Here is a 13347-nt window from a genome sequence, read left to right as displayed (position 1 = left end):
GATCGGCGCTGCCCGCCGGCACCAGCAGCGACGCCTGCGACGCCCCGCCGGCGGCCAGGGCCAGCCGCCCGGTCATGGCGCGGCCCCCGTCGCGCGGCAGGCCCTCGAACAGGGCCTGGTCGACGGCGTCGAGATCGCCGTTCAGCTTCGAGCCCCAGGTGTCGGCGCTGGCCCCCGGTTCGGGTTTGACCAGCCCGTAGTGGGCGGTGACGGTGTCGGCCATCGGCGGACCTTTCGATTGTGGGGAAAACGAAAGCGCCGCCGCGCCCGCCATCGCTGACCGGCGGTTGGCGAAGCGGCGCGAATAACCTAGACGGGGCGCAAGTATCGGGGGTTCGGGTATGGTCGATGTGCAGCCGGCGCCGTCGCGCGCCGCGTCCGGGGAGCCCGTCGGGTCCAGGATGGGGGCCGCGCCGCTGTTCACGGTCTTCACGCCGACCTTCAACCGCGCAGCGACCCTGCACCGCGTGTATGAGAGCCTGCGCGCCCAGACCCTGCGCGACTTCGAATGGGTGGTGGTCGACGACGGCTCGACCGACGGCACCGACGCGCTGATCGCCGCCTGGAAGGCCGAGGCCGACTTCCCGATCACCTACGTCTGGCAGGAAAACCGCGGCAAACACACGGCCTTCAACCGCGGCGCCGCCCTGGCGACGGGCGAGCTGTTCCTGCCGCTCGACAGCGACGACGCCTGCGTGCCCACCGCGCTGGAGCGGTTCAAGCACCACTGGGACCAGGTGAAGGCCGACCCGGGCTTCTCGGCGGTGACGGCGCTGGCCGGCGACCCGGACGGGCGCATCGTCGGCAGCCGCTTCCCGTCAGACCCGACCGACTCCGACTCGCTGGAAATCCGCTACCGCCACAAGGTCGGCGGCGAAAAGTGGGGCTTCCACAGGCTGTCCGTGGTGCGCGCGCACCCCTTCCCCGAGTTGGAGGGCGCGAAGTTCGTGCCCGAGGGCATCGTCTGGGCCCGGATCGCCCGACGCTACAAGACCCGCTACGTCAATGAAGTCCTGCGTGTCTATCACCCGGGCCAGGACCGGCTGACGGTGGCCCCCGCCGCGCCGCACGCGGGCGCCATGGCGCTCTGGCATCGGGAGATTCTGAACACCGAGCTCGATTATTTCAGCGCCGCCCCGGGGCACTTCCTGAGATCGGCGGTGCATTACGCTAGGTTCTCCACCCACGTCGGCCGCAGCCTGACCGAGCAGTGGCGGGCCCTACATGGCACAGCCGCCCGTGTTCTGTGGCTGATCGGCCTGCCGATCGCCGCGTTGGCGGTGCGCCGCGACCGCGCGAAGCCCGCGGGACAGCGATGACTGCGGCGACAAGCAAAGTTACACAGATGCTGGCCGTGCGGCGTCCCATGCAGGCGCACCGCCCCTTCGCGCTGGCGCTTGCGCTGCTCTGCATCGTCTATTTCTACACGTTCCTCGGCACCTACAGCATCGACCTGGGCGCGCCGGTTACCCCTGGCCAGGTGACCTACCTCCTGGTCGGCGGGGGCTTCGTAGTCGGCGTCCTGGGCTTTGTGCAGGGCGACCGCTACTCGTTCGGGCTTCTGGTCGCGGCGGCGCTTTACCTTGTCCTTCTCGCCTTCGACCGGGTGTTCAATCCGTACGACTTAACGCTGACGATCACCCGGATCGCTTGGATGCTATCGCTGGTCGCTTGCGTGTTCGTGTTCGGGAGCGTCAGGCGGTTCCAGACCCTGATCACTGCCTTGCAACTCATGGTGCTGTTCGCCTGCACCATGAACCTGCTCGACTATTTCGCACACGATGCCCTGCCGTTCCCTATGTCGCCGATCCCCGGTCGCGGCGCGGGCCTGTACGTCAACCCCAACAGCTCGGCCTCCTACATCGCCCTGGCCGTGCCGCTCGCCTGCGGCATGGCTCGGCGCAAGGTCTCGCTGGCGCTCTATGCGATCACCTTCGTTGGCGTGCTCCTCACCTTCAGTCGCAGCGGCATGATCACCTGGCTCGCTGCGGTGGCCATGACCGAGCTGTTCATCCGCAATCGCCGAGTTCTCGCGCCGCGCACCATCGCCTTGCTGCTCGGCGCCGGTTTTGTCGTCCTGGTCCTGTTCCTAGCAGGCCGCTCTCTCGCCGGTGCTGTGATTGACCTGCTCGGCCCCAGCCTGCCGCCACGTCTGGCGGACCGTCTGCTGCTCGATATGAACGACTTCTCCGCCCAGGAACGCCAATACGTGGCCGGGGCCGCGTGGCGGCTGTTCCTGCAACACCCCTTCACGGGATCCGGCGTCGGCCTGCCCGACCGCTGGATCTACGGCCAGATGCCCCACAACACCATGCTGTTGACCCTGGCGGAATTCGGCGTGCTAGGCGGCATTTGGCTAGCGGTGTGGGTCCGAGCCCTGCATCGGATCGCCGGCCCCTTCGGCTTGACGCTCGCGGTACTCTGGCTCGTCGTCGCCATGTTCTCGCACAACCAGTTCGATCAGATCGGCGCGGCGGTGTTGATCGCCATGTATTGGACCGGCGCGGCGCGATCGCGCGGGGGGTACGTCCACGCCCAGCGCCGGGTGCGGGCGATCTCAATTGATCAGCCCGTGAGTGCGTAGGGCGTCCTCGGTCGCCTTCATCCGCTTGTGCGCGCTCGCACAAGCGTCACGTAGCGCGACACACTCGGCTTGGGTAGGCGTGGCCGAGAAGGCCAAGGCGCCCACCGCGTCGGCGTTCCACGCGCCCTTGTTTGGCGTGCCGCTCGCCGCCGTCCAGCCGGCCTCCTGCGCGCCGACCACCTTCGTGCCGTTGACCTTGAACGAGGTCTTGGCGTCCCAAGTGTAGGAGTAGCCGTCCTTAATGCGGGCCGCAGACGTGCCGAAGTCCAGCGCGTTGTCGGTGTTGACGGCAAACCGGGCGGCGTTGAGGCTGGCCACCGTGGTCCCGGACGGGGCGAAATTGACGCCGCCGGAACCGGATTGCAGGTTGATGACCCCGGCCCCGGTGCCGTGACCGACGAACAGGTTGTTGTTGGCGCTCGACCCTACCGTCAGCAGTTGCAAGTCGGCGGTGTTGCCGAAGTCGCGCGACAGGTAGGCCCCGCCTTGTGGGATGAACACGCTGCCGCCGCTACCCCCCGCCAGCCGAGGCCCGATCTCCCGCCAGGAACCGGGGGTTCCGGCCGTGACGCACACCCAGCCGAACGGCGCGTAGCTGGCGGGCGAGCTGTTCTCGACGATATCGCCGACCGCCCACGTCCCCGTGGCCGGGGCCGCCGTGTCCTGCGTCCGTTTCTTGCCGCCCTTGTAGTGGCTGGCCGGCAGCTTCACGCCGTCGCTGGCCACCTCGAAGTAGTCGGTCAGATTGGAGCCGAGGCGGATGCGCGCACCCGCGCCATCCACCCGAACATCCATCTGCCCGGTGGCCGCCGAGGACGGAACCGAGGCCACAGACACGTCCCCGGCAGTGTTCACTGCGAAGGCCAGCCCGACGTTCTGGAAGGTGTAGCCGATCTTGGATCCGCCGGTGCCGCCGCCGCCGAGGTATTCGCCGCCGACATAGATCTGATTGGTTCGGCCGTAGGAGCCGTACACCGCCATCTTGACGTTGGCCGAGCCGCCAGAAATCGTCCCAAAGTGGACGAAGCAGTACGGCCCGAAATCGCCGCCAAGATAGACCTGTCCGTCCGTCGCCAAGTTCAACTCGGCGTAGCCCGGGAACAGTGCGCCGCTGCGGCGCACGCTGGCGAAGTTGTAGCCGTATCGGCTGTTATAGCTGGCGTCGCCGCCGATGATGCTGAGCGCGTCAGGCGTGTAGGACGCATAGGCCCCGCTCGGATTGCCGGCCCCGGTGTGGTTGACATGCAGGCCGTCCCAGGTCCCCGCAGCGGTCGGCGCCACGCCGTAGCTGGGCGCGCCATTCCACTTCCACTCGCAGTCGACGAAGGTCACCGCGTTGGCGCCGGTGCCGACCACTGCGCCGTGTTCCTTCGAGAACAGGAAGGTTTCGAAGCGGGAATGGTACGGTCCGCCACCAGCCACGCCGCCGTGCAGGAACAACCCCGACTTGCCCCAGTGCTGCACCGACAGGTCGCGCGCGATCAGGCGCGCGCCGATGTCCAGGCCGTAGCCGGTGCAGCCGGTGACCGGGTCCCACGACGCCGCGCGCAGGTCGAAGCCCTCGATCAGGGCCAGCTTCTTGCTGGTCGCCAGCGTCGTCCGGATCCCCGGCTTGGCCCCCAGGTGCGAGAACAGCAGGCAGCTCGTCGCCAGCGCCCCGGCGCCGCTGTTGGTCGAGCCCACGCCCTTCAGCCGTCCGTAGGTCAGCTCGATGGTGTCGCGCACGTTGTAGATCCGCCCGCCGGCGCGCACGGGGCGGCCGGTCAGGTTCGACCAGGCCACGGCGCCGCCGACGATCGCGGCGGTGTCGTCCACCGACGGGTTCAGGTGGTCGGCCTGGCCCAGCGCGCCGAACTGCTCGAACGTCGGCTCGGCCTCGTCCAGCGCGAACCAGAACCCGTCGGCCGAGCGCCGGCGCCAGGCGCTGGCGCTCGGGCTCGCCTGGTCGGCGTCCAGCACGTAACGCGCCGCGCCCAGGCCAGAGCGGGTGTGGCCGGCGGTGAAGACCGCCACCACGTCCTCGCCCATCGTCTCCCCCTCCAGCTCGACGAACAGGCCGACCATGCGCGCGCCCTTCAGCTGGGCCAGGGCCGCGACCGGGTCGCTCAGGTCGGCCAGGTTGGCGCCCGCCTGCACCGCGCCGGCCAAGCGCGCGTCGTCGTCCGCCGCCGCGCCGATCGCCTCGCGCGCTTCGGCCTCGCTGGTCGAGGCGTATACGCGCTCGCCCACGCCGCCGGGCTCGAGCCCGGCCGGAATCCATTCGGTCATGTCGAAGATCTCGCTCGATGTACGCCGCGCGCCGGCGCGGACGGCGCGCCGGGGTGGGCTTAAAGGCAAAGGGCCGCCGCCCCGCGTTTGATGGGCTTCCGAATAACGGGCATATCTGGGCGATGCAGGAATCGCTGAGCGTCACGACCGGAGCGCTGGAGCCGCAGGCGCGCCAGCGGACGCTGCCGGCCCAGGTCATCGGGGAATTCTACCACTCCGACACGTCCGCCGCCGACCAGGTGCGCCACTTCCTGGCGCTCAGCGGCGAGGACCGCGCCCGCGTCGTCGTCGACGTGGGCGGCGGCTGCGGTTTCTTCGCGCGGGGGCTGGCGGCGCGCACGGCGCACAGCGTGCGCGTGGTCGACACCGATCCGGCCTCGATCGACGCATGCGGCGAGGCCGGGGTCGAGGCGACGCAAGGCGACGCGCTGTCCCCGCCGATCGCCGGGGACGAGCAGGTCGCCTGCCTGAACCTGATCCTGCACCATCTGGTCGGCCGCACCGACAGCGAGACCCGCCGTCTGCAGCGTGAAGCGCTGGCGGTCTGGCGTCCGCAGGCCGAAGCGGTGTTCGTCAACGAGTACGTCTACACCTCGCTCGCCGGCGACTTCTCCGCCTGGCTGATCTTCCAGGTGACCAGCAGCCGCGTCCTGTCGGCCCTCGCGGCCCTGGTCGGGCGCGTGGTTCCGACCCTGCGGGCCAACACCCTCGGCGTCGGCGTGCGGTTCCGCAATCACCAGGGATGGCTGCGCCTGTTCGAAGACGCCGGCTACGAGGTGAAGCGATTCGAGGCCGGTGATCCGGAAGGCGTCTTCGCCGCCCGCCGCCTGCTGCTGATCCGCCGCATCCACCGCTGCAGCTACTGGCTGGAGCCCCGCGCCGCCTGACGGATCAGACCGGCAGGTCGACGCGCAGGCGCGCGCCGTCGGGTTCGGTCGGATAGGCGCCCTGCGCCTGGGCCAGGGCCGTCTCGTAGGCCTGCGCCCACGCGCCCAGCCGCTCGTCCTCGGCGGTCATGGCGAACTGCAGCAGCGCGCCGTACAGGTAGACGTCCGGGTGCGCGGTCAGCAGCCAGTTGGTCGGCGTCTCCTCCCCCAGCGCCGGAATGCGCCGCCAGTAGGTCAGCTCCGCCGCCATGGGTCCGCCCGGCGCCGGCCACACCTGGAACTCGCGGCCCGCCACCGAATAGGCCCTGGGCGGCCCCGCGGCGCCCGGATCGGCCCGCTTCAGCCGCGCCAGGGTCTGGGGCGCGACATAGGTCAGCTTCACGTCCGCCTCGGCCAGCTCCAGGCTGACCGCGCCGACCAGGTCGCGCGGCCCCTCAAAATACTCGGTGGAAAAGCTCGCCGCGGCGCGCCCGACCATGGGGCGCACCCGCAGCTCGCGGTTGGCCCGCGCCTCGGCCAGGGCCACGCAGGCCGGCCACAGGGCGCCCTGGTCGGCGCGCACGGAAAAGTCCGCCAGGGCCGCGAGCAGCCCGGCGTAGTCGGTCAGGGCCATGGGGCCTCCCGCTGAATGAGTGGGTGGATCGGTCGCGCCCTCGTAGGGCTGGCGAAACACCGTTGTGATGTTAACTAGGCCCCCTCGGCGGGACTCAGGTCGCACGCGCCGTCACGCGCGGTCGTCGCCGGTTCTGGGCTGGTCAGGCGCCGATCGGCTGGACCGCCCTCACGTCCGTTTCCCTGCGCCGATCCGGCGAACCGCGTTTCAGGTGCTCAAGTATGCTGTTCACGTCGCCGGCGTTCCTGTTCCTGTACCTGCCGATCGTGCTGGCCGGCTTCTTCGTGATCGGCCGGTGGAGCCGCACGGGCGCGGCCGGCTTCCTGGCCCTGGCCTCGCTGGTGTTCTACGGCGCGTGGGACTGGCGCTTCGTGCCGCTGCTCTTGGGCTCGATCGCCTTCAACTGGCTGGTCGGGTCGGGGATCGCGCGCCTGCGCGACACCAACCGCGCCCGCGCCAAGGCCCTGCTCATCTTCGGCATCGTCGCCGACTTAGGGCTGCTGGGCTTCTACAAGTACGCCGACTTCTTCATCGGCAACGTCAACGCGCTCTCCGGCGGCGCCCTGCCCCTGCTGAAGCTCGTCCTGCCGCTGGGCGTCAGCTTCTTCACCTTCACCCAGATCGCCTTCCTGGTGGACGCCTTCGCCGGCAAGGCGCGGGAATACAGCCCCGTCCACTACGGCCTGTTCGTCACCTACTTCCCGCACCTGATCGCAGGTCCCATCCTGCACCACGGCGAGATGATGCCGCAGTTCCGGCGCGAGGCGACCTACAGGATCTCGCTCGACAACGTCACCATCGGCGCCCTGTTCTTCGTCATCGGCCTGTTCAAGAAGGTGGTGCTGGCCGACGCGGTCTCGGCCTACGCCGACCCGGTGTTCGATGCCCACGGCGCGGTCGGTTTCGCCGACGCCTGGACCGGCGCCCTGGCCTACACGCTCCAGCTCTACTTCGACTTCTCGGGCTATTGCGACATGGCGGTCGGCCTGTCCAAGGCCTTCAACATCGACCTGCCGTTCAACTTCGCCAGCCCCTACAAGTCGGGCTCCATCGTGGAGTTCTGGCGGCGCTGGCACATGACCCTGTCGCGCTTCCTGCGCGACTACGTCTACATCCCGCTGGGCGGCAACCGCAAAGGCCCGGCCATGCGCAGCGTCAACCTGCTGGCCACCATGCTGATCGGCGGCTTCTGGCACGGCGCGGGCTGGACCTTCGTGGTCTGGGGCGGCCTGCACGGCCTCTACCTCCTGATCGCCCACGCCTTCCGCGGCCTGATCGGCCCGCGCGGCCGCGAGATCCTCGACCGCGCGCCGGTCTGGAAGCTGTTCGCCGGCCTGCTGACCTTCCTGGCAGTTGTCGTCGCCTGGGTCTTCTTCCGCGCCACCGACCTCGGCACGGCCTGGGCTCTGGTCCAGTCCATGTTCAACCCGGCCGCCACCGGCGCGCCGGAGCTGTTCGTCGACGATCGCGGCCCCTGGCTGATCGCCGCCCTGCTGGCCGTGGTCTGGCTTGTGCCCAACTCCCAGCAGCTGGTGCTGGAAAAGCTGCCGCGCCTGTGGCCGGCCGCGGCCGTCCCGATGCGCCGCTTCCAGGCCAGCTTCTTCGCGCTCGGCGCCGTCTCTGCGGCGGTCGTCTTCCTCGCCATCGTCAACGTGTCCAAGCATGTCTCGGCCTTCATCTACTTCAACTTCTAAGCTGAAGCAGACGACCGCGGCCGTGGGCGCCGCCGCACTGGGCGCGGCGCTGGTCATGGTCGGGCTCGAACTCACCCTTCGGCTCGCGCCGGCGGGCGGCGGCGTCCTGTTCCGTCGGGTCGACGCCGCCAACCCGGTGTTGCGCGGCGCCCCCGGAAGCGTCTGGGTGCATTCGCTCGGCTGGTCGTTCTTCAACCCCCACCGGGGCCGGCTGAACAACGAGGGCTTCAACGACCCGCAGGACTACGTCCGCGGCGCGCCGGTGATCGCCGTCCTCGGCGACTCCTACGTCGAAGCGACCACGGTCGCCTACGCCGACTCCCTGCAGGCGCGCCTGCGCGGCGCGCTCGCCCCCTGCCCGCGCGTCTACAGTTTCGGCCGCAGCGGCGCCAATCCCGCCGACTATGTCGCCTATCTGCGCTGGGCCCAACGGCGCTACGACGTAGCTGGCGCAGTCGTGCTGATCAGCGCCGGCGACCTCGAAGAGGCGGCCACGCCGCGCGAGGGCGGCAATTACTACGTACGCGCCGACGACGGCGCGCATCGCATCGCAGTGATGAATTACGCAGGACCAGGCCCGCTCCATCACGCGGTGAACGCCTCGTCCCTCGCGCGCTATCTGCTGAACAACCTCCAGTTCAATCCGATCACGGCGAGTCACGCCCTGGGCCGAACATCTGCGCCGTCCCGGCCGGTCCACGCCGACCGCGACTGGATCGTGCCGGCCTTCCTCGCCGATCTGCGCGCCAGCCTGCCGCCCGAGCGCGTCACCCTGGTGTTCGACGCCGACCGCCGGGCCATCGCCGACGGCGCAGCTCCCGCCTATCCGCCGGAGCGCGCCCGCATGATCGCCGATGCCCGCCTGAGCGGCTTCACCGTCGTGGATCTCGACCCCGCCTTCCGCAATCAGCGCGCCCGCGACGCCCGAAAGGTCGACTACGCACCGCTGGACGGACACTGGAACGCTCTGGGCCATCAGGTCGCCGCGGCCGCCGTCGTGGACGCCTGGCGCGCCGCCGGCAGCTGGCGACACGCCGCCGCCTGTCCCGGCCCGCAGTTCGCAAGCCCTTCCGACGCGACCCACGCTCCCTCCGGACCGCGCTGAGAAACTCCGAATGTCGTATCCGAACCCGGTCTCCCGCATCAGACGCGTCGCCGCCGCCGGATTGGCGGCCGCCCTTGGGATGTTCGCGGCCGTCCTCGGCCTCGAGCTCGTGCTGCGCGTAGCCCCAATCCATGCCGGTCGCCAGGCCCAGACCGTTGACGCCCACAATCCCGTCATGCTCGGCAAGCCCGGACACAAGTGGGTCCATTCGGTGGGGTGGTCGCTCTACAATCCACGTGCCGGCAGGCTGAACAACTTCGGCTTCAATGACCCGCAGACCTATACGGGCTCGGAGCCCGTCACCGCCGTGCTCGGCGACAGCTATGTCGAGGGCCTGGCCGTCCCCTATCCCCAGACCCTGCAGGCGCGCCTGCGCCGCCGGGTCGGCGACTGCACGCGAGTCTACGGCTTCGGGGTCTCCGGCGCCGCGCCGGCCGATTACGTGAGCTACCTGCACTGGGCGCGCCAGCGGCTGAACGTCCAGGACGCGGTGATCGTGCTCTCGGACGGCGACCTCTGGGAAGCCACGGCGCCCCGCCCCGGCATGCACCACTTCGTGCGCCGGGCCGACGGGACCGTCACCCTGGAGCGCACCGACCGGGCCGGGACTACGCCGCTCCGGGACGCGCTCAATTCCTCCAACCTGTTCCGCTACGTCTACGGCAATCTCGGCTTCAACCCGGTCGCGCGCCTCTCCGAAGCCTTCGTCAGGCCGGCGCCGGAAGCGGAGCCCGCCCCGGTCGACTGGGTGGTCGACGCCTTCCTCGACCGGCTCGAGGCCGAGCTGCCGGCGGGCCGCGTGACCCTCGTGATCGACGCCGACCGCGAGGCGATCGCGGAGGCGCGCGAGCCCGAATACGGCCCCGAGCGCGCCCTGCTGATCGCCGAGGCCCGCCGTCGCGGCCTCACCGTGGTCGACCTCGACCCCGCCTTCCGCGCCCATCAGGCCCGGGCCGGCCGCAAGGTCGACTTCTCGCCGCTGGACGGCCACTGGAACGGGCTGGGCCACCAGATCGCCGCCGACAACGTCGCCGCGGCCTGGACCCTGAACGGCCGCGCGCCGGCCTGCGCCAGCCGATCTCACGACCTGGGCGTTCAGCGCGGCTGACCGCGCCGCCAGGCGAAGGAGGACGCTTGCGCGCCCTCCCCGCCCTCGCCCTCAGTTGTTCGCCAGCCGGCAGGCCAGCTGCGGGCGCAGGGTCTTGTAGCCGTACAGCACGTCCACCCGGGTCGGCAGGCGATCCTGGTTGATGTCGTACTGGCGCACGATGCGCATGCTGACGCCGTCGAACACCTCGCGCGCGGCGAAGTCGACGCCCTGCGGCATCACCAGGTCGGCGGTGCCGAAGGCGAAGGCGCCCTTCTGGTAGGCCAGCGAGATCCCGTGCGCCGCGTTCGCCGTGCCGGAGAAGCTGACCGGCGCGTCCGCGGCCGGCGAGGCCGACACGTTCTGGCGCGCGCCCGTCGCCACGATCGCCGGGCTGATCGACAGCGTGCCGGCGCCGCCGGCGTAGTCCGCCGTGGCCACGAACTGCTGCAGGATCCCGGTCGACTGCTTGGTCTCCGGATGCACCCGGAACACGCCGGCGATGGTGAAGACGTCGCCCTGCTTGACCGCGCCCGTGCCGGTCTTGACGACCAGGCCTGCGCCCGACTGGCCCGCGCCGTTGACCAGATAGCCCGCGCCGGCGCCGCGCGTATGCGACGGCCACAGCGTGTTCTCCACGAAGTCGAAGCCGGCGGTGCGGCCCATATAGCCTTCGCGGTACTGCTTGGAGACGCCCTCCTGCGGGTTGAACAGGCCCTTCAGCGCGTCGACCAGGTCGACATTGTCCTGGGTGTTCAGGTTGCAGGTGCGGTCCGGCAGCGGCGCCAGGGCGTCGACCAGCTTCTTCCTGGCCTGCAGGATCTTGCCGAAGTCGGCCTTCTGGCCCTGGTTGTCGACTTGGCTCCAGACGTCCTTGTACATGCTCATGGCGTCCGCCTCGATGTGGGCGGCCAGCACGCTCATGGCGGGCTCCAGCACCCGCTCCGAGAAGTCGTCCAGGCTCAGCGTCAGGTCGGCCGAGGTGAAGTTCAGGTCCACGCCCTTCTGGGTCTGGATCTTGAAGTCGACGCTGGTCTCCGTGGTGTCCTGGGTGGCCAGGGCCGCGCCGGTGCGCACCACGTATTCGTTCGGCAGGCGCACCTTCAGGGTGTCGCCGATCTTGCCGCCCTTGCGGGCGAAGCTGTCGTCGTAGTCGCGGACGATCGAGCCCACGAAGTTCAGTTTCTGATGCAGCACGCGCAGGGCCTCTCGGGTCACCTGGGTCGCGCTGAGGATGGAGTTCGCCATCGTCTATCGTGCCTTTCTGCGGGTCTGTTCGCTGCGCCAGCGCATCCACTCGGCGGTGCTCATGCGGGCCGGGTCGCGCGGCGCGGAGGCTGAGCCTCCCACCTGACGGACCGGGCGGAACGCCTGGGCCCGCTCGAGCTCGCGCCCGGCGGTCTCTTGTCGGAGGGCCTTCGCGCCGCGCCAGGCGGCGTGCAGAACCTTGACCGCGCGCGGGTCGGTCACGGCGTTCAGCTCATCGGGGCTGAAGCCGAGCGAGTGTCCGAACACGGCCAGTTCGCGCGCCAGGGCGGGCGACCAGTCCTCGATGTCGCGGGCCAGCTCCGCGTGGCCCTGTTCGAGGCGCGTGGCGTGGTCCCGCTGCGCTTCGAGGGCCGTCAGGCGTTGTCTGGCGTGAAGTTGCGCCCCGACCTCGGCGCGTAAGCCTTGAGCCTGCTGGAAGCGGGCCCAGTCGACCTGCGCCTGCTCAGGGTTCTGCCGGAACCACAGGTCCCAGTCGTAGTCCTCGTAATCGGCCACCGCCGCGTCCAGCGCCGCCAGCCGGCCGTAGTCGGCCGCGTGTGCCCGCTCGTGCTCGGCCCGCGCCTCCGACGCCCGCCGCTCGGTCTCCAGCAGGCGGCGCTGCTCGGCCACCTCCTGGGTCTTGCGGGTGTAGTCGGCGTGGCGAAGGAAGGCGCCCTTCAGCGCCTCCGGAACACGATAGACCTGGCCCTCGTGCTCGATCTCGGCCTCGAGCTCTTCGAGCGTCTCGGCCCCGTCGTCGGCGCCGTCCGCCTCCGTCTCGACTCCCGGCAGGTACGCGTCCGCGTCCTCGACCGGGTTGGTCGGGGTTTCGGTTTCCATGGGATCCTCTGGTTCAGGTGAGTGATCCTTCTCCCCTTGAGGGAGAAGGACGGAGCCCGCACACCGGAGCCCGCCCGCGGGCGAAGGTCCGTGCGGGAGGATGAGGGGTCGCGCGACATAGGCCGCGCTCCATGCTGGGCGAGAGGACGGCGGGCGCTGGCGCGACCCCTCATCCTCCCGCGCAGGCCTGCGGCTTCGCCTCCGGCGCGCGGGTCCCTCCTTCTCCCTCAAGGGGAGAAGGATCATAAGGAAGCCCCCGCCCCCCTCGCGCGTTGTCTGGTCAGTGCCCAGTTGAGTGCCCAGTCAGGACCGCGTCATGACCACCGCCGACCGGCCGGCCGAACCGGCCGCCTACGCCACCACCCCCGACCCGTTCACCGCCGGCAGGGTCCCGTCCGCAGAGCCCGCCGCCTTCGCAGACGCCCCCGACGGTCTGGAGCTCCTGCGCCGCGACCACCAGTCGGTCGCCCGCCTGCTGGCCGAGTACGACCAGGCCTCCGGGCCGCTCGACAAGGTCGCCGTGGCCGAGCGGCTGTGCCTGACGCTCGCCGTGCACGCCCGCATCGAGGAGGAGCTGTTCTATCCGGCGCTCCGCGAGGCCGGGGTCGACCCCGACCGCATCGACAACGCCCAGGTCGAGCACCTGACCGCCCGCCAGCTGATCGCCGACGTCGAGACCGCCGCCATCGACGATCCCCTGCTCGACGCCAAGGTGCGGGTGCTGGGCGTCTATTCCCTGCGCCACGCCGCCGAGGAAGAGGCCGAACTGTTCGAGGCCGCCCGCGTGCGCGGCGTCGACGTGCATGCGCTGGGCGCGAAGCTCGCCGCCCGCAAGGCCGAACTCAGCCGCGAGGCGGCGCTGAACCTGAAGACCCGCCTGCGCGCGTCCGGCCCCGCCACCCAGCTGGAAGCCCGCGCGCCGAAGCCGACAACGCCCGCGCCCCTGCGCGCGGCCGGCGCCGCCGCCGACCTGGCCCTGGCGGTCATGCCCGGCGGCAAGCGCCTGCGAAAACTGCTGCGG

12 protein-coding genes are annotated in these 13347 nt (G+C 70.4%); 7 read left to right on the top strand and 5 right to left on the bottom strand.

From position 1 onward, the window contains the following. Window positions 1-223 (bottom strand): hypothetical protein (locus tag G3573_RS14635; protein ID WP_163261980.1); only part of this gene is annotated, 223 nt, incomplete at its 3' end. Between the two features lie 178 nt (window positions 224-401). Between G3573_RS14635 and G3573_RS14630 the strand changes: the two genes are divergently transcribed. Together G3573_RS14630 and G3573_RS14625 are read left to right on the top strand one after the other, a co-directional pair. Next, entirely contained in the window at window positions 402-1319 is a 918-nt protein-coding gene (locus G3573_RS14630) for a glycosyltransferase family A protein (protein ID WP_163261979.1), read from the top strand. Between the two features lie 26 nt (window positions 1320-1345). Beyond that, the gene (locus G3573_RS14625) at window positions 1346-2584 is read left to right on the top strand and encodes an O-antigen ligase family protein (RefSeq protein WP_163261978.1); all 1239 of its coding nucleotides are present in this window, start codon (window positions 1346-1348) and stop codon (window positions 2582-2584) included. Here G3573_RS14625 and G3573_RS14620 read toward each other — a convergent pair. Next, window positions 2558-4852 carry a hypothetical protein gene (locus G3573_RS14620; RefSeq protein WP_163261977.1) on the bottom strand — a complete coding sequence of 765 codons (2295 nt, stop codon included), beginning with the start codon at window positions 4850-4852 and terminating at the stop codon, window positions 2558-2560. The genes G3573_RS14625 and G3573_RS14620 overlap by 27 nt on opposite strands. Window positions 4853-4974: 122 nt before the next feature. On the opposite strand from G3573_RS14620, the gene G3573_RS14615 reads away from it, so the two are divergent. After that, window positions 4975-5739 (top strand): hypothetical protein, encoded by a 765-nt coding sequence (locus tag G3573_RS14615; protein ID WP_163261976.1) that lies wholly within the window; start codon window positions 4975-4977, stop codon window positions 5737-5739. Window positions 5740-5743: 4 nt separating this feature from the next. On the opposite strand, the gene G3573_RS14610 is transcribed toward G3573_RS14615, so the two are convergent. Then, window positions 5744-6352, bottom strand: a complete 609-nt coding sequence (locus G3573_RS14610; protein WP_163261975.1) for a hypothetical protein — start codon at window positions 6350-6352, stop codon at window positions 5744-5746. A 221-nt stretch (window positions 6353-6573) separates the two neighbouring features. Between G3573_RS14610 and G3573_RS14605 the strand changes: the two genes are divergently transcribed. From G3573_RS14605 to G3573_RS14595, 3 genes are read left to right on the top strand one after another with little or no spacing between them, the layout of a single operon-like run. Further along, window positions 6574-8046, top strand: a complete 1473-nt coding sequence (locus G3573_RS14605) for an MBOAT family protein (RefSeq protein WP_163261974.1) — start codon at window positions 6574-6576, stop codon at window positions 8044-8046. A gap of 22 nt (window positions 8047-8068) precedes the next feature. After that, a complete protein-coding gene (locus tag G3573_RS14600; RefSeq protein WP_163261973.1) occupies window positions 8069-9151 on the top strand; it encodes a hypothetical protein in 1083 nt (360 codons plus the stop codon). Window positions 9152-9161: 10 nt separating this feature from the next. Next, a complete protein-coding gene (locus G3573_RS14595) occupies window positions 9162-10259 on the top strand; it encodes a hypothetical protein (RefSeq protein ID WP_163261972.1) in 1098 nt (365 codons plus the stop codon). A gap of 51 nt (window positions 10260-10310) precedes the next feature. Here G3573_RS14595 and G3573_RS14590 read toward each other — a convergent pair whose 3' ends face one another. Further along, window positions 10311-11486 carry a P22 phage major capsid protein family protein gene (locus G3573_RS14590; RefSeq protein WP_163261971.1) on the bottom strand — a complete coding sequence of 392 codons (1176 nt, stop codon included), beginning with the start codon at window positions 11484-11486 and terminating at the stop codon, window positions 10311-10313. 3 nt (window positions 11487-11489) lie between these two features. After that, window positions 11490-12326 carry a hypothetical protein gene (locus G3573_RS14585; protein WP_163261970.1) on the bottom strand — a complete coding sequence of 279 codons (837 nt, stop codon included), beginning with the start codon at window positions 12324-12326 and terminating at the stop codon, window positions 11490-11492. Between the two features lie 316 nt (window positions 12327-12642). Here G3573_RS14585 and G3573_RS14580 point away from each other — a divergent pair. Continuing rightward, window positions 12643-13347 (top strand): hemerythrin domain-containing protein (locus G3573_RS14580; RefSeq protein ID WP_163261969.1); only part of this gene is annotated, 705 nt, incomplete at its 3' end.

It is taken from the genome of Caulobacter sp. 17J65-9, assembly GCF_010975005.1.
In the GTDB taxonomy this organism is placed as follows: domain Bacteria; phylum Pseudomonadota; class Alphaproteobacteria; order Caulobacterales; family Caulobacteraceae; genus 17J80-11.
Note: the sequence above shows the minus strand (reverse complement) of the source record. Positions and strands in the feature narration are given on the sequence as shown.